The 16,204-nt window shown below is 71.6% G+C and carries 13 protein-coding genes; 4 read left to right on the top strand and 9 right to left on the bottom strand.

The features are described from left to right. Positions 1–46 precede the first annotated feature (46 nt). The 4 genes from CLV34_RS04925 to CLV34_RS04905 all read right to left on the bottom strand — a co-directional run bounded on the left by CLV34_RS04925 (position 47) and on the right by CLV34_RS04905 (position 3,637). Positions 47–823, bottom strand: a complete 777-nt coding sequence (locus CLV34_RS04925) for a hypothetical protein (RefSeq protein WP_100349053.1) — start codon at positions 821–823, stop codon at positions 47–49. A 141-nt stretch (positions 824–964) separates the two neighbouring features. Beyond that, positions 965–1,792, bottom strand: a complete 828-nt coding sequence (locus CLV34_RS04920) for a PKD domain-containing protein (protein WP_100349052.1) — start codon at positions 1,790–1,792, stop codon at positions 965–967. A 59-nt stretch (positions 1,793–1,851) separates the two neighbouring features. Further along, positions 1,852–2,565, bottom strand: coding sequence for a DUF6318 family protein (locus CLV34_RS16295; RefSeq protein WP_157803699.1), 714 nt, complete (start codon positions 2,563–2,565; stop codon positions 1,852–1,854). 136 nt (positions 2,566–2,701) lie between these two features. Further along, positions 2,702–3,637, bottom strand: coding sequence for a ribonuclease Z (locus CLV34_RS04905; protein ID WP_100349049.1), 936 nt, complete (start codon positions 3,635–3,637; stop codon positions 2,702–2,704). Between the two features lie 120 nt (positions 3,638–3,757). Between CLV34_RS04905 and CLV34_RS04900 the strand changes: the two genes are divergently transcribed. Both CLV34_RS04900 and CLV34_RS04895 read left to right on the top strand, forming a co-directional pair. Continuing rightward, positions 3,758–5,242, top strand: a complete 1,485-nt coding sequence (locus CLV34_RS04900) for an ADP-ribosylglycohydrolase family protein (RefSeq protein ID WP_100349048.1) — start codon at positions 3,758–3,760, stop codon at positions 5,240–5,242. Positions 5,243–5,263: 21 nt separating this feature from the next. Further along, positions 5,264–7,780 carry a helicase-associated domain-containing protein gene (locus CLV34_RS04895; protein WP_100349047.1) on the top strand — a complete coding sequence of 839 codons (2,517 nt, stop codon included), beginning with the start codon at positions 5,264–5,266 and terminating at the stop codon, positions 7,778–7,780. 9 nt (positions 7,781–7,789) lie between these two features. Here the strand turns inward: CLV34_RS04895 and CLV34_RS04890 are convergent, their stop codons facing one another. The 3 genes from CLV34_RS04890 to CLV34_RS04880 all read right to left on the bottom strand — a co-directional run bounded on the left by CLV34_RS04890 (position 7,790) and on the right by CLV34_RS04880 (position 11,195). After that, on the bottom strand, positions 7,790–9,508 hold the full coding sequence (locus CLV34_RS04890; RefSeq protein WP_100349046.1) for an SIR2 family NAD-dependent protein deacylase: 1,719 nt from the start codon (positions 9,506–9,508) through the stop codon (positions 7,790–7,792). Next, the gene (locus CLV34_RS04885) at positions 9,505–10,182 is read right to left on the bottom strand and encodes a hypothetical protein (RefSeq protein ID WP_211289342.1); all 678 of its coding nucleotides are present in this window, start codon (positions 10,180–10,182) and stop codon (positions 9,505–9,507) included. The genes CLV34_RS04890 and CLV34_RS04885 overlap by 4 nt, the downstream gene beginning before the upstream one ends. Positions 10,183–10,301: 119 nt before the next feature. Then, positions 10,302–11,195, bottom strand: a complete 894-nt coding sequence (locus tag CLV34_RS04880; RefSeq protein WP_100349044.1) for an HNH endonuclease — start codon at positions 11,193–11,195, stop codon at positions 10,302–10,304. Between the two features lie 175 nt (positions 11,196–11,370). Here CLV34_RS04880 and CLV34_RS04875 point away from each other — a divergent pair, with 175 nt between their 5' ends. Further along, positions 11,371–13,161, top strand: a complete 1,791-nt coding sequence (locus CLV34_RS04875) for a DUF262 domain-containing protein (RefSeq protein WP_100349233.1) — start codon at positions 11,371–11,373, stop codon at positions 13,159–13,161. A 120-nt stretch (positions 13,162–13,281) separates the two neighbouring features. Beyond that, positions 13,282–13,509, top strand: a complete 228-nt coding sequence (locus CLV34_RS04870; protein WP_100349043.1) for a hypothetical protein — start codon at positions 13,282–13,284, stop codon at positions 13,507–13,509. A 135-nt stretch (positions 13,510–13,644) separates the two neighbouring features. On the opposite strand, the gene CLV34_RS04865 is transcribed toward CLV34_RS04870, so the two are convergent. Together CLV34_RS04865 and CLV34_RS04860 are read right to left on the bottom strand one after the other, a co-directional pair. Then, positions 13,645–14,190, bottom strand: coding sequence for a hypothetical protein (locus CLV34_RS04865; protein ID WP_100349042.1), 546 nt, complete (start codon positions 14,188–14,190; stop codon positions 13,645–13,647). Then, complete coding sequence (locus tag CLV34_RS04860; protein ID WP_157803698.1) at positions 14,187–16,007, bottom strand: polymorphic toxin-type HINT domain-containing protein; 1,821 nt, start codon at positions 16,005–16,007, stop codon at positions 14,187–14,189. The genes CLV34_RS04865 and CLV34_RS04860 overlap by 4 nt, the downstream gene beginning before the upstream one ends. Positions 16,008–16,204: the final 197 nt, after the last annotated feature.

The following is a 16,204-nucleotide window of genomic DNA, read 5'->3' as shown; positions in this document are numbered from 1 at the left end:
CGGTGATGCTCAGACGGCGGTGCTGCTCAGCGCGGTGCTGCGATGCTCACGCGGCGGTGACGCGCGGGCGGGGCTCGCCCGTCGTGACGACCGTGACCTGGCGCGTCCTGGTGCCCTGGCGGCCCGTGAGGACCATGGTGACGGCCCGGTCGGGCAGCCCGCCCGCGACGACCCGGGACCGGGCGCGCGCGAGGTCCACCGAGAACACGGTGCCCGCGCTGTCCGCGACGGCGAAACCGAGGTCCGCGACAGCGGCCGCAGCGAGCGCCAGACCGAGTCGCGGCCACCGGGACAGCGGGCTCTGCGCGGGGTCGAACGGCTCCAGGACCACGGTCAGCGCCGCGTCCGACCCCGTCGCACGCACGATCCGCATGCCCCCCGGACCGGGCGGGACCGGGCGGCCGTCCGCGAGCGCCTCCGCCAGCATGTCGTCGGTCGGTCGGCGGCACTCCGCGACCGCCGCCGCCAGCCGCCGGATCTCCCGCTCGACCACGGACGCCACCGTGAACACATGGCCTGCCTCAGGCAGCCGGACCTCGAGCAGGAGCGTCGGGTCGGACAACGGTATGGACGACCGGTCCCGGCTCGACAGCGTCGCGAACGCCTCGCTGCCGAGGAACCGTGCGATCCCGTGGTGGTCGACGTCGCCACCACGGGACTCCGTCTCACCGTCCGCGGGGGGCGGGGGTGGCGGGACGGCCGGATACACCGCAGCCAGCGACCCGGGGTCCACGCCGTCCTCCGCGAGGACGTCGAACAGGTCCGGTTGCGTCGCACCGGGGGGCAGCACGACCTCGTCCGTGGCACCTTCCGTGACGGTCACCCGTGGCCTCCCTCGGTGTTCCCTGAGGTCGCGACAGTACCCGTCGCCCACCGCGGAAGCCACGATCCGTCCCGGTCGCGCCTCACGACACCGCAGGTCAGCGGCGTCCGTCACGTGGGCGGCCGTCGCGGACGCGCGCGCTCAGGGGTCGAGGGGGTCTTCGACGAGGTGGGTGGTGCGGGTGACGACGGTGAGGTGGTGGGTGGGGCTGGTGGTGGTGGCGGTGCCCGTGGCGTCGTGCCAGGTGGTCTGGCCGTGGACGCGGAAGCGGACGGTCCAGGTGGTGGTCAGGGTGATGGTGGTGGGTCCGGGGCTCGCGTAGGTGTGCTGGATGTCGCTGGTGGGGTAGGGGTGGCCGGGGGTGGTGGTGGTGCGGGTGGGGCCGTCGTGGAAGTTCCAGGTGTAGCGGGTGGGGGTGGCTTCGATGTCGACGGGGGTGTCGAGGACGGTGGTGGTGAGGGTCTGTGGGGTGGCGGTGGTGTGGACGATGACGGGGACGTTGATCAGGACGTCGGGGGTGGCGGGTTGGACGGTCAGGGGGGGGGGGGCGAGGTGGACGGTGGCGAAGTCGCGGGTGAGGGCGTGGTCGATGTCGTCGATGGTGACCGTGCAGGTGGGTTGGGTCTCGGCGGGTTCGTACTCGGACCAGGGTCCGGGGGTGCCGTCGGGGTCGATCTCGCGGTGGCGGACGAAGAGCAGTGTGGCGGCGGCGCAGTCGGTGGTCTCGGTGGCGACGAGGAACCAGACTTTGCAGACGGCGACGACGGCGGGATTGGTGCTGCTGGCGCACCACGACGACGAGAGGCGTCGGTATTCGGTGGTCGCGGGGAGAGCGGGCTTCTTGGTGTCGTGAGGATCGGCGACGGAGTCGGACGAGTCGCTGCCGGACGTCCCGACGACATCGACGTCATTACCGTCCGCATGTCCACCAAAGCTCGTCGGGGTTCCGTCGGTTGGAAGCGTCGACACGGCAAGGGTCAGCCCGGCAATGACCGCAATGCTCCTGAGCCGTGGCGAGAACGTGGGTGTCATGACTTTCCGCTCGGCGTGCCTAGTCCCACGACCGTCCACCCCCCGCGTTCATGGAGGAGGACAACTCGTGCGTTGACCTTCGGCTCGGCATTGACGACTTGGCTGCGACCTGTGCGCTTCGTGACCCGGGCGGGCGCCTGCGACGTCACGATGTCGACGGCAAACGCGTGTGTGAGTTCGTCGCGCGGATGGACCGCCACAACGCGGACGGATATCGCACCTCCGCGGTAGATGGTTTCCTCCGCGCTGAACCGCTTCGCTTCATCGCGCACGTCCCGACAGAAGTTGCTCATCTCGTAGTTGCACATGCGATCGAACTCGGTGAGGTCGAGAGTTCCCATCGTGTAGGGGTAGAGCTCGGTGAAGTAGACCGCCGCCGCGCGTGCGCCTGCCGCGTCGGTGCGGTCCATCGCCACCGGACGTGCGGGCTTCGGCACGACGTCGTCGATCGACCCGGTCGAGCGCGGCGCGGGCGCGGCTTTCGGGGTGGCGCCCGACGTCGGTCGGCTGGTCGGGGTCGGTGTCTCCGGCGGTGCTGCGTGGGTCTCGCCCGCGACGGTGGGCCACGGTTTCTCGGCGTGGGCGTCGTCGCCCGTTGTGCACCCGCCGAGCAGCAGGGCCGCCGCGGCGACGAGCGCTGCGCCGGATCTCGTCGCGCGGACGGTCGTCGGTCGTCGTGAGTCACGCGCGGGCGCGGTGGGTGCGGTCATCGGTCCCCCTGACGTCGATGTCGTGAGGGAAACCTACCGAAACCGACACATCGTCCACACCCTGTGACTCAATCTGTGGACAAACGGTCCTATCGCCCCGATGCCCGGATGCCAGGACCCCGGGGGCACCGGCGCCTCACGCCCGCGGCGGCACCGGCACCCGGTCGAGGTCGCTCGCGACGGTCAGCGTGCCGTCGAACACCTCGCGGGCCTCGCGTTCGTATTCCTCCGCGTCGGGGTACCGCTGCGAGAAGTGCGTCAGGACGAGGCTGCGCACCCCTGACTCTGCGGCGATGGTCGCGGCCCGCCGGGCGGTGAGGTGCCCGTAGTGCTCGGCCGCGTCGGCGTCCCGCTCGAGGAACGTGGACTCGATGACGAGGAGGTCCACGCCGTCTGCGAGCGCGTACGCGGCGTCGCAGACGCGGGTGTCCATGACGAACGCCATCGACTGTCCGCGGCGGGGTGCGGCGACGTCGTCGGCGCGCACGGTCCGCCCGTCGTCCAGGACGAGCGACCCGTCGGCGACGAGCCGCCCCACGCGCGGGCCGGCGACGCCGAACGCCGCGAGCCGCTCGGGCAGGACGCGTCGCCCGTCGGGCTCGTCGACGCGGTACCCGTAGGCGTCGACGGTGTGGTCGAGCCGCCGGGCGGTGAGCGTCAGCGAGGTCCTCGCGCCGGGGCCAGGCCCGCCGGGCACGGGTCCGTCGCTGGTGAGGGGTTGCAGGTCGAGGCTGACCGCACGGTGGTACACCGTCGCGTCGACCAGGCGTTCGATCCACGGTTCACCGGACGCGGGGAAGCTCACGGGCACGACGTGCGGCACCTGGTCGAGACTGAGGCGCTGCACCACGCCGGGCAGCCCGAGGGAGTGGTCGCCGTGGAGGTGGGTGAGGGCGATGCGGGTGATCGACGACGCGGCGACACCCGCGCGGGTCATCTGCCGCTGGGTTCCCTCGCCGGGGTCGAACAGGATCCCGGCGTCGTCCCAGCGCAGGAGGTACCCGTTGTGGTTGCGGTCCCGGGTGGGAACCATGCTGGCGGTTCCGAGGACGACGAGCTCGCGGGCGGACATCGCGTCAGTGTGGCAGGTCGTCGGCTGGCCCGGCACGAGAGATCCGCAGTTTGCGTCATCCTGACGACATCGGTTATCGTCAACTCGACATCAAAACGGTTCCGAGTTCCGGAGGTCCGCATGAACCCAGCCACCACCGACCGCGCCGCTGGCGTCCTGCTCGGCCAGGCGTGCGGCGACGCCCTGGGCGTCCCGTACGAGTTCGGCACCCCGCCCGCCCCGAGCGTCGAGGCCGAGATGCGCGGCGGCGGCCTCGGCCCCTACGCCCCGGGCGAGTGGTCGGACGACACGCAGATGGCCCTCTGCATCGCCCGCGTCGCAGCGACGGGCGCCGACCTGCGCACCCCGGACGCGCTCGACGAGGTCGCGGCGGCGTTCGAGGGCTGGCTGCGAGGCGGCGCGTCGGACGTCGGCATCCAGACCAGCGCCGTCCTGCGGGCGGCCGCCCGCCTGGACGGGACGCCGTCGCAGCGCCTGGCCACCGCGTCCGCGGCGCACCACGCACGGACCGGTCGCACCGCGGGCAACGGTGCGCTCATGCGGACGTCCGTCGTCGGGCTCACCGCGCTCGACGACCGGGTGGCGACCGTCGAGGCGGCCCGAGCCGTCGCGGAGCTGACCCACGCTGACCCACTGGCGGGCGACTCGTGCGTCCTGTGGTCGGAGGCCGTCCGGGTCGCTGTCACCGCGCGTCGCCTCGACGTCCGGGCGGGCCTCGACCTGCTCCCCGCCGAGCGACGCGAGCGCTGGGCGGCCTGGATCGACGACGCGGAGCGTCCCGACACCGCCCCCGACCTGCGCGGCAACGGCTTCACCGTCACCGCGCTGCAGGCCGCGTGGCACGCCATCGCGACGACACCCGTCCCGCAGGACGACCCCGCGTCCGGCAGCTTCGCCTGCCGGCACCTGCAGGACGCGCTGCACGCCGCCGTCCGGATCGGCGGGGACACCGACACCGTCGCCGCCATCGCGGGCGGGCTGCTCGGGGCGTACTGGGGTGCCAGCGCGGTCCCTGCGGCGTGGCGACGCGTCGTGCACGGGTGGCCGGGGATGCGCGCCCGCGACCTCGTCGGGCTCGGGATCCTCACGGCGCGCGGCGGCGTGCCGGACAGCGTCGGGTGGCCCGCGGGGGAGCGCGTCGACTACCCGTGGGTGCCCGTCCGGCGCGGGGTGCCGCACCCCGCGGACGAGGGCGTCGTGCTCGGCACGGTCGCGACCGTCGACCACGGCTGCGACGCCGTCGTGACGCTGTGCCGGCGGGGGACGGCGCAGGTCCCCGCCGCCGGCGTGCGCCCCGAGGACCACGTCGAGGTCTGGCTCATGGACTCCGAGCGGCCCGGCGACAACCCGAACCTGGACTTCGTGCTGCACGACACCGCGGACGTCGTCGCCGCGCTGCGGGCGGAGGGACGCCGGGTGATGCTGCACTGCGTCGCCGCGGAGCAGCGGACGCCGGTGGTCGCGATCGCATATGCGGCGCGGCTCGGGGTGCCGCGGGGAGACGCGGCCCGCGCCGTCCGCGCCGCCCTGCCGAGCACCCGGGGGCGGGGTCTGCTGTGGGACCACGTGACCCGGTCTGCGGCGGGGGCGGACGCTCAGGGGTGAGACGGCCGGGATGATGGGCGCATGACCGACGACGTCCTCGCGTTCCTGGCCGGCCTCGACGCCGCCGACCTCGCCCGCGTCCTCGCTCGGAGCCGCTCGTGCCTCACGTCCCCGCCGGTCCGGGACCTCGCGGACCTCGCGGCCCGCCTCCAGCACCCGGACGTCGTGACCGGCGCGCTCGTGGAGTCCGACGCGGCGACCCTCGCCCTCGTCGAGACCGTCGCCGCGCTCGGCGCCGCCGCGGACCTCGACCGGGTGACCGACCTCCTCGGGACGTCGCTCGACGCGCCGGGCTTCCAACGCGCTCTCGCGGTCGCGACCGGGGCGGTGCTCGTGGTCCCCACGCCCCGTGAGGGCGGGATCGCCGCCAACCCGGGTGTCCGGGCGGTGCTCGTCTCGCCCCTCGGGCTCGGGGCGTCGGCCCGGGAGGCCCTCGGCGACGTGCCGGCGCGCGAGCTGAGCAAGGTCGTCCGGCGGTACGGGGGCGAGGTGCCCACCCGCAAGGACGACCTCGTGGAGGTCGTGGTCGACCATCTCGCCCAGCCCGAGAACGTGCGGCGGGCGCTCGCGGACGCCCCGACGGACGTCATCGCCACGCTCGAGAAGATCGTCGCGACCGACCGGACGGTCACGGCGCGCGTGCCCCTCGCCGCGCGGGTCGTCCGGGGCTCGTGGGAGGCGGGGATGCTCGCCGACGAGCTCACCGGGCCGCCGCTCGGGGCGCACTACCGCGCCGCGCAGTGGGCCCTCGAGGCGGGGATCGCGTTCCGGACCACGATGGCGACGGCCGTGATGCCCGCCGAGGTCCGGTACGCGCTGCTCCCGCACGACGCGAGGGCCGCGTTCCCGGCCGACGAGCCGTACCTGGCGGCGGCGCCCGTGGACGTCCGCCAGTCGGAGTCCGCAGCCGCTGCGGCGCTGACGAGCACCGTGTCCGCGGTGACCGCGACCCTCGAGGCCGTCGGGCGGCACCGGCTCAAGCTCCTGAAGTCCGGGGGCGTCGGGGCCCGGGAGGTCGCGCGGCTCGCGAAGTCGACCGGGATCGCGGCGTCCGACGTGCGGTTCGGGCTCGGCATCGGCCTGGCGTGCGGGTTCTTCGAGGCGGACGACGGCGGGATCGTGACCCCGACCGCCGACCTCGACCGGTGGCGCGCCGGCGACCCTGTGGACCGCGTCGCCGAGCTCCTGGACGCGTGGACGAGGACCCCGGCCGTCCTGAGCGACGAGCGGGACGAGCACGGCAAGGCCGTCGCGGTCGGCGTGGGCTACGACCCCTCGGTGCTCGTCGCGCGCGACCTCGTCCTCGGGCGGGGAGCCGACCTGCCCGACGGTCACGGCGTGGTCGACGCGGACGAGCTCGTCCGCAACCTGCGGTGGTGGTTCCCGCTCGGCGTCAACGGCGAGGCCGCGCGCGCGTCGTGGGACGAGGCCGAGCGCTGGGGTGCCGTCGCGCTCGGACGGGTCACCCGGCTGGGCCGGGCGCTCGTCCGCGTCGAGGACCTCGCCGACCCGCTCGTCGACATGCTGCCTGCGCGCACGGACACCGTCGCCGTCGGGTCGGACCTCACCGTCGTCGTCGCGGGCTCGCCCAGCGCCGGGGTCACCGACTTCCTCGATGCGGTCGGCCGCCGCGAGACGCACGGGGCGGCGTCGGTGTGGCGCCTGTCCGCGGTCACGGTCCGGGACGCGCTCGACGCCGGGTACACGGGGGCGGAGGTCACCGAGCGTCTCCGGGACCTCGCCGGCAAGGACCTGCCGCAGCCCGTCCGCTACCTCGTGGACGACGTGGCCCGCCGCCACGGGCACCTGCGGGTGCGTCCCGCCCAGGCCGTCGTCGTCTGCGAGGACGAGGCGCTGCTCGCCGAGGTCGTCGCCGAGGTCGGGACGCGGACGCTCGGGCTGCGGCTCGTCGCGCCGACCGTCGCCGTCGCGCAGGCCGACGTGGGCCGGGTGCTCGAACGGCTCCGGGCCGTCGGGCACCTGCCCGCCGAGGTCGACGCCGACGGGGTCGTGCGGGTGCCGGCGCGGCCGGGGGTGTCTGGCCTGGGGTCGGGCCCGGGGTCGGATGCGGTGGTGGCGGCTCCGGGCGGCGAGCCCGTCGGCGAGGCGGTCGGTGACACCGCAGCGGAGGACCGGTTGGCCGCCCTCCGGGAGTGGGCCGAGCAGGCGGGGATCGAGATGCCGGACGGTCGGCCGGAGTGGCGGGCGGCGCCGCCCGAGTCGCCGACGGCGCTCGCGGCGCGGCTCGTGGCGGGTCTCCCGCCGGCGGGAGAGCTGACGGACGACGAGATCGTGGCCCGGCTCGCGCGGCACGCGAAGCGTCTGACAGACCCCGAGGTCCGCGAGCTCGCGCAGGCCGTCGCGAAGGGCGGCGCGGTGCGGATCCGGTACCGCGGGCAGTCGGGTCGGGTGACCGAGCGGGTCGTGTCGGAGGTGACGCAGGTCGAGCACCTCCTCGTCGGCTGGTGTCACCTGCGTGAGGCGGAACGCATGTTCGCCCTCGACCGGATCGAGCGGGTGGTGCTCGGGGGTCCGTGAGGTCGGCGCTCAGCGGGCCGACGGTGGGGGTGGCGTCGTCACCGGGTCGCTGTGCGTCGCGTGGTCGCCGGTCGCCCCCAGGTCCTCGAGCGCGTCGGCGACGTGCCCCCAGCCGGGTGCGTGACGGTCGGCGAGGCGCCTGGCGCGTCCGGCACCCCGGCGCAGGGTGCGGGCGGCGTCGCGCTCGTCCTGGTGGTCGGCCGTGTACCGGGGGTCGAGCAGGTGCGCGGGCGTGGGTGCCGCGAACCGGGCCACCGCGTCGAGGAAGATCGCGAGGCTCCGGGCGGCGTCGCTGATCGGGGTCCGCGGGTCGTCGCCCATGGCGAGGACCTCGAACCGGTCCCTCCAGACGCGCTCGAACGCGGCGTCCGGCTGCAACGTCAGGACGGTCCCGACCTCGCGGTGGTGACGCGCCGGGTCGACGCCGGGCTGCAGGCTCGTCGTGAGGTGCGTGACCTCGTGGGCGAGGCGGAGCAGGTTGTCGTCGGTGAGCGAGGCGCCGACGACGAGCAGGTGCCGCGTCAGCATGAGGCCCTGCACGAGGCCGCCGATGGGGCGCCAGCGGGAGTCGTAGTGCACGAACGCGCTGCGCGACAGGACGATCGAGCCGGCGTGCTCGACGTCGCCGTGCATCTTGACGACCCACGGCCGGCCACCGACGACGCGGTCCCACGGCAGGACGGAGACGTGGTCGTGGACGTCCTTGCTCGCGCCGCCGTCCGCCGCCGTGACCGCCTCTTCGTAGAGGCGGTCGTAGTTCGTGGTGGCGGCCTCCCGGACTCCCAGCGACGCGAGGAGCGCGTGCGTCAGGCTCGGCCGCGCGCGTGCTGCCGCGATGATCGCCGCGACCTCGTGCCCGAGGACCGTCTGGCTGTCGACCTCCGGGTCCGAACTTCCGAGTGCGACCTGGAGCAGCTCCGCCCGCTCGAGCGGACCGAGGTTCGCCATGCTCTCCGGGGGGACGTCTCGCAGCTGCGCGCGCGCTGCCGGGCTGGCGGCGAGGGCGGCGAGCAGCCCGTCCCAGGTGGGCAGACCGGCGCCGACGGACGCGCCCGCGCCGAGGAACAGCGCGAGCTCGCCGGCGGCGGCCAGGGCGCCCAGCTCCTTCGCGGCGACGAGCGGGTCATGGTGGTGGTCGCCCTCGTGCTGGTCGCCGACGGTGAGGTGGGTCGGGACGCCCAGGACCTCGCGGGCGCGCTGCAGCGCGGAGTAGTCCGCGGGCGACGCGGCGACGAGCACCACGTCCTGGCCGTGGTCCGCGGCGGCGCGCGTCGCACCGCGGACGACCGCGGCCACCGCCTCGCCGCGACGCGTGTCGTGCCCTCCGCCGTCGACACCGATCACCGGCAGGGCGACGAGGGGGACGTGGCGGTCCGTCGCCGCCCGGACGTGGCCCCAGTCCGCGTAGGCCGCGAACACCTGCGCGAGGATCGTCCGGGTGCGCTGCTCGAGATCGGCGGGGTTCGCGACGACGACGTCGGCGAACCACACGTCCGGACGCGGACGACCCCTGCCACCACCCGGCGTCGTGCCGCGTGCGGGGAGCGCGACGTCATCCGATCCCCAGTGCTCCGGACGCTGCGGCGGCCAGTCGGCGGGGGCGGCGAGGCCGGCGGCGGCCCGCCACGAGTCGCGGACGGAGAACCCGCGGTCCGTGGGGATGACGACCGCTTCGCAGTCCATCGCTTCCAGGCGGCCGCGGACGACGAAGACGTGCCCTTGGGTCATCGACGGCGCCTGCGCTCGGCGTTCCAGATCGCGTGGTCGACCATCCACGGCGTGACGGGGTGCTCCGGGGTGCTGAGTGCGGTCGCGAGCTCGGCGAGCGCGACGCGGGCGCCGGCGACATCGTCTGGCCCGCCGTAGCGGGAGAGGAAGCTCAGGATCATGCGGTCGGGCTTGACCGTCTGGTCGTCGCCCGCGGTCATCCAGAAGTAGCCCGTGCGGACGCCGTCTCCGGGGATGGCCCGCAGGCGCGCGGAGATCGCGTCGACGCGTTCGGGGTCGTCGAGTGCCGGGACTGTGTCTTTCAGGGTGGTGATTCCGCTGTCAACGAGTACGCCAGCGAACCGCAGCGCTGCGTCGGCCTTGAGAATGCCGCCGCGCGACGACGTTCGATGACGCGTGGTCTGAGAGACGAGTGCATCCGTGGTGGGGTACGCGGCCAGGAAGGCGTCGAGAGGGAACGGGTCCGGCGCCGCGACGCCCGGCAGGACGAGTGGGTCGCTGTCGCCTGCATTCGAGGCGACCCGGCGCACGGCCGGAACGACATGGCGGTCGTAGTTGATGCCGATCGACCAGACGGCGTCGACGACGCAGTACGTGATGCTCCGCCAACGCGGTCCGCGTGGCTCCATCTGGAGCATGCGGGTGGCGTCGAGAAGTGCAGGCGAGACGGTCACAGTGCCTCCTTGGCGGTCCCCAGAAGGCTTCCACACGGCCGAGGTGCCGGGTGGGTGAAATCCGTTGCCGAGGGCGTGCGCTCCGAGGGGTGGTGAGCGCCCATTTCCCATACGTGTGGTCAGCCTCGGGCGGCGGCGAACTGGGCGTAGCGCTCGGCGAGGTGGTCGGCGCTGGGCTGGTCGTCACGACGGCGCGGGACATTGATCGTCCGACCGTGCATCTCCTGGAGGCCGTGCTTGAGCATGGGCCCGTCGATCTCGGCGAGAAGATCGAGGGCGATCTCGACGCGGTGGTCGGGGGTAATGCCCATCATGTTCTGGTCGTAGGCGGCGTGGTGGATCTTGCAGAGGGCGAGCCCGTTGGTGACGGCGGGGATCCCGCGCTCGTCGGAGTCGGGCAGGATGTGCGCCGCGTCGAGCAGCGAGCCGTGCTTGAGCTGGCAGACCGCGCACTGGATCGCGTAGGCGCGCAGGACGCGGGTGCGGAAGATCGGCTGGTGGAGGCGCTGCTTGCTGAGCCGCAGGGCGTACTCCTTCTGCGGCACGGTGAGGTGACCGGGCTCCGGGATGAAGGTGAACGACTCGTCGAGTGCGATGACGAACTGCCTGACCTCCGGGTAGTCGTCGACGACGTAGACCGGGGCGACCGGTGTGTAGATGTTCGCGACCTCCTTGCGGAACAGGATGAGCGGCATGCGCGTCGTCAGGGCATTGCGGAGCTTCCTGTTGTCGCCGGACCACGGATCGCCGTCGCGGTACGAGTAGTGGAGGAGACCGTCCTCGGACTCAGCGTCGTCGTACGGGCCGTGTGGCGTCGAGACGATCGACAGGGTCGAGCCGAACGACGCCGGGTTCCGGATGCCCCGCGAGTAGTCGATGATCGGCAGCTTCTCGCCGTCGATACGGAAGCTCAGCAGCTCCTCGCGACGCAGGAAGCCCCCGTTGGCGTCCGCGCGATCCATGACCCAGTCGATGATGCGGCGACGCAGGGCGGCTTCGAGTGCAGAGTCCACGGGAGGAGCTCAACAGGTGCCAGCAGGACCGCACAAGTTCGCATCGTCCACCCAGCGGGTGAAATTGTTTACGAAACTTGACCCGATATTGGTGCCTTGGGCATGCTCAGGGGCGGCCCGCTGTGCGTGGGTGACCGTGGCGGTCGCAGGGTGAGCCGTGAGGGGCAAGGACGACGTGGAAAAGTACACCGTTCACCAGCAGGCAGTCGGCACGATCCTGAGTTGGGTCCGTAGCGGACAAGTCGCGATCCCCGAGATTCAAAGGCCGTTCGTGTGGAACACCACGAAGGTCCGTGATCTCGTCGACTCGCTCTACCGTGGCTACCCGGTGGGGTACCTCATCACGTGGCAGACCAGCGACGTACGGCTGAAAGACGGGACGAGCTCCGGGAACAAGCAGATCCTGATCGACGGACAGCAGCGGGTCACGGCCCTGACCGCGGCGCTCGCCGGACACGAGGTCGTGAACAAGGACTACAAGAAGGTCCGGATCCGGATCGCCTTCAACCCCCAGGAAGAGCGGTTCGAGACCTTCACCCCGGTGATGAAGAACGACCCCGCATGGATCCACGACATCTCAGTGATGATGGAACCCACTGCTGCTTTCAGCGTCCCGGCCGCATATGTCGACGCGAACCCGGGTGCGGATCGCGATCAGGTCATCACGGCCCTGTCGCGGCTCGCCGACGTCCAGAACAAGCAGGTCGGGATCATCAACCTCGACGCCGCGCTCGACATCGAGACCGTCACGGAGATCTTCATCCGGATCAACTCGAAGGGCGTCGTGCTGAACTCGGCGGACTTCGCGATGAGCAAGATCGCCTCGTTCGGGGACTTTGGCGCCGACCTGCGCAAGTACATCGACTACTTCTGCCACCTGGCCGTCGCGCCGCACTTCTACGAGACCATCCGCGACAACGACCCCGCCTTTGCGGAGACGCCATACTTCAAGCAGATATCTTGGCTCAAGAATGATACCAGCGACCTCTACGACCCGGATTATCGAGACGTCATCCGGGTGGTCGGGCTGCATGAGTTCGGGCGCGGTCGCATTGACGCGGTCGTCAGTTATCTGTCGGGCCGAGACTTCGAGACCCGCAAGTTCGACGAGTCGCTCGCGGTGAGGTCGTTCGAGCGTCTGGAGAAGGGGCTCGACGACTTCACGAACGAGTACAACTTCACGCAGTTCCTGATGATCATCCAGTCCGCGGGCTTCCGGACCCGTTCGCTGATCACGTCGAAGAACGCGTTGAACTTCACCTACGCGCTCTTCCTCAGGCTGAGACGGGAGAAGGAGCTCACGTTCGGGGAGATCCAGCGGGTGGTCCGCCGGTGGTTCGTCATGTCGATGCTGACGGGGCGGCACTCGGGGAGCTTCGAGACGACCTTCGAGCAGGACATGCGGCGGATCCGGGAGACGGGGGCTGTCGACTACCTCCGAGTCCTCGAGGAGAGCCAGCTGTCGTCCGCGTTTTGGGAGGTTGGGCTCCCCGACGCTCTCCAGACGTCGAGCACGCGAAGCCCCTTCTTCAGGACGTTCCTTGCGGCTCAGGTCATGGCGAACGCCAAGGGTTTCCTCTCCGAGCACATCACGGTGAGCCACATGCTCGACGGGCAGGGCGACATCCACCACGTCTTCCCGAAGGACTACCTCTCGAAGAACGGCGTGACGGACCGCTCGGAGCAGAACCAGGTGGCGAACTACGTGCTCGCCGAGACCGCGATCAACATCGGGATCGGCAACAAGGCGCCGGCGGACTACATGGCGATCGTCGACGAGCAGGTAACTTCGGGCGTGCGCGTGCTCGGCGAGATCGTCGACGAGGACAGCGTCACCGTGAGCCTGGTGCAGAACGCGGTGCCTGCCTTGATCCGGACAGCCTCGGCAGCCGACTACCACTCTTTCCTTGCTGCGCGCAGGCGGCTCATGGCGGGCATCATGCGCGAGTACTACTCGTCGCTGTAGGAACGGGGGGCCTCGGGGCACGCCACAGTCCTGGTTTGCGCTCGGGCCGATGCCGTCGTATGGTCCACGGTTCTGCTCATCCTGGTGCTGCCACGCAGCGCCCACTCCTGGGAGTCATCTGTGTCGATGGTCGAGAGCTTTCTCGAGGAGTACAAGCGTCGTCAGTGGGGCAGCGCTCAGACTCCGCGCGCCGACCAGGTCCCGACGGGTGGCTTCGCACCCGCCGGGGCGGGCGTGACCCTCCGCGGACGCAGCCAGTACGTCGAGCTCTCGGGCCTGTACTGGAACGACCACCTCGTCCACCGCGTCCTCGTCAACCCGCGCCACGAGCTCGCCCTTGCCGCGTGACACCGGAGGCGAGCGTCGCCGCGTCGCGCGTGTCGGCGCCCTGGCCGACATCTGCCCAGGTCACGGGCGACCAGCGACACGCGCTCCGCGTGCCCGTCTCGTCGGCGGTGATGTCCCCTCGCGTGGCGTCCGGTCTCACGGCAGGGCCGGCAGGACGTCGGCCCACGCCTCCAGGCGGCGACGCGCCTCGTTCGCCGACGCCAGGCCGGCGATCGCCAGCCCGGGGGAGAGGACGTTCTTCAGGCGGCGCAACGCCCGGATCTGCTGGACGTCGAGCGTGCGCCACCGGGACGCGAGGTCCGAGGCCTCCTCGGCACGCATCGGGAGCGCGTCGAGGACGGTCCGGACGGCCTCGTCAGGGTCGACGAGCGCTGATCCGGGCTCGGGCGGGATCCGGCGCAGGAGCGCGAGCGTCAGGTTGAGGCGTCGGACCAACCGTTCCTGTCCGTCGATCGCGCCGCCCGCGACCGCCGCATCGAGGACGCTGTCGAACGCCTGGGCTGCCGCGGCACGGGAGCCTGTCGGCAGACCTGGGAACTCGTCCTCCATGCGCGCCGTGACCAGCTCGACCACGCTCCACCACTCCTCCGGGCGGGGCACGGCCGCCGCCAGCGCGTCCGTCGAGAGTGCCGTGACGAGGTCGGTGAGGCCGAGCGCCTCCAGCGTGCGGATGTCGGTCACGAGAAGGAGACCCCCGCGGCTGAGAATGCGGACCTGCCGAGATCGAGGCTCGTCTCCGACGGCAGGAAGTGCCCGCTGTGGTAGTTGATCTCCAGGCCGAGGTAGCCGTCGGCCGCCGTGCCTGCGATGTCCGCCTCGCCTGCGGCGAGGACCGGTCCACCCCGGGTGAGGGTCGAGTGGGAGATCTCTTGGCCATGGACGTGCTTGGGAATGATCACCAGGCTCTTGTCCTCCCTGACTGCCCACTTGACGGTGCCTTCGCTGATGGCGTCGTCGAATGCACCGCTGCCCGGAGCGATCGGGACAACTCCGAGCCGGTCCGCGAGGGCGAGCTCGCGCTCCAGGCTGTGGGGCATCGAGTTGGCGAACGGTCCGCAGGTGCTGTTGTGCACGAGCACGCAGTGGTCGCCCGCGCTCACATAGTAAGTGTGGTGAGTGCGGACGTGGATGTTGTAGACCGTGACGCCGGGCTCGTCGTCGACGTGCTCGATCTCAACAGCGTCAAGGCGGACCGTGTCCGCCTCTGAGTCGTCGGCGGTGACGAGAAGGTCGCCGGCGGCGAGGTCTCGGGCGTGGATCCAGCCGAGGCCGGCGACCATGAAGGGGTGTTCGTCGGTGGTCGTGACGCGGTGCCCGACGATGGTGAGGTGGTAGAGCGTCGTGGTGGTGCGGACGAAGGTCTCTTCGATGGTCTCGATGACGTCGACGCCGGCTGCGGGGTCGTGGGTGTAGACCTTGTCTCCGGGGCGCAGGGTCTCGATCGGTTTGTCGCCGTCGGGGGTGCGGACGAGGGTGCCGGCGGTGAAGCAGGTCCCGAACCCGATCTTGCACGCGGCCTTCCTCCCGAAGCCATCGAGGGAGTTCTTGATCCCGCCCTTGCCCAGTCCCTTCAACCCGGCGAGTGATTCCCGTGCCCCGGTCTTCAGGGCGACCTTGGAGATCCCGGTCGCGGCCTTCGCTGCGGCACCCAGCCCGATGACGGACAGGGCGGCGCCGGCGATCGCGATCCCGGCATCGAGCCAGGACCGTTCCCCGGTCGCCGCGAGGGCGATGTTCGCTAGAGCGCTGACTATCGCCGCGACCGCCGCGACCACGAGCAAGACCCCGGCGAGGGCGGTGCCCACGACGGGGATGAACGCGACCACGATCGCCAGGATCCCCGCGATCGTCGAGATGACGTCGGCGATGTCCGCGATCGCGGCGACGACCTTCGACCCCCAGTCGTCCCACCACGAGTCGTTCAGGTCATCGTGTGCCGCGATGTCGGTGATCTGGGAGATGGCGTTGTCCGCAGCCCGGTCCCGGTCCGACACCGCGGTGTCGATGTCACCCTTCGCGGCGTTCACCACACCATGGGCCGCAGTGACCTGGTCACCCGCCGCATCAGCCTTGTGCTGGTAGACGGTCTTCTCGTGCGGATCGGTCGCGTCGTCCGCGAACTGCTGCCAGCGTGACTTCGTCCCGGTCGCGTCCGCCGACTCGTCCAACGCGTCGATGGCCTTGTTCAGTGCCGCAAGGGTGTCCGCTTGGACCCGGTCGAGCACCCCCGCATACGTGACCAAGGCGTTCCCTGCGGCCTCGTAGCGGCCGTGGGCCTTGCGGATGTCGGAGATGACGTCGTCCTTGCGGTCCATCACCGCATCCACGGCCGCCGACACCGTCCCGTCCATCGACAACCGGTCCAACGCCGACGCAGCATCATCAATAGCCGACGCGACATCCAGGTAGTCCCGCCCACCCGCCAGCACCAGCACCGGATCACCCGGCGTCGGATCGATGTCCAGACCCACCGGCGACCAGTCAGACGGACGACTCACCGCACATCACCGGCCGCGGTCGCCGGGTCCAAGGCCCTGCGCGTCTCTCTCTGTGCGGGCTGCTCTGCCCTCATGTCACCACCCCCGGCCACGCACGCTAGCGCCGCGGATACGGCCGATCGCCGCTGTCCACAGGTCCGCTCTCGCTCGGTCCGAACGGGTGGGCCCGGGCACGTCGATCTCCGTGCATCTCTTGC

The organism is Luteimicrobium subarcticum, from assembly GCF_002798015.1.
GTDB classification, from domain to species: domain Bacteria; phylum Actinomycetota; class Actinomycetes; order Actinomycetales; family Cellulomonadaceae; genus Luteimicrobium; species Luteimicrobium subarcticum.
This window is presented reverse-complemented; position numbering and strand designations above follow the sequence as displayed.

What these genes read in the sequence shown, in the direction of transcription:
- CLV34_RS04895 (WP_100349047.1), top strand. Translation starts at nt 5,264, where the DNA reads ATGACCGACGACGTCCTCGCGTTCCTGGCCGGCCTCGACGCCGCCGAC.
- CLV34_RS16295 (WP_157803699.1), bottom strand. Translation starts at nt 2,565, where the DNA reads ATGACCGCACCCACCGCGCCCGCGCGTGACTCACGACGACCGACGACC.
- CLV34_RS04900 (WP_100349048.1), top strand. Translation starts at nt 3,758, where the DNA reads ATGAACCCAGCCACCACCGACCGCGCCGCTGGCGTCCTGCTCGGCCAG.
- CLV34_RS04890 (WP_100349046.1), bottom strand. Translation starts at nt 9,508, where the DNA reads ATGACCCAAGGGCACGTCTTCGTCGTCCGCGGCCGCCTGGAAGCGATG.
- CLV34_RS04905 (WP_100349049.1), bottom strand. Translation starts at nt 3,637, where the DNA reads ATGTCCGCCCGCGAGCTCGTCGTCCTCGGAACCGCCAGCATGGTTCCC.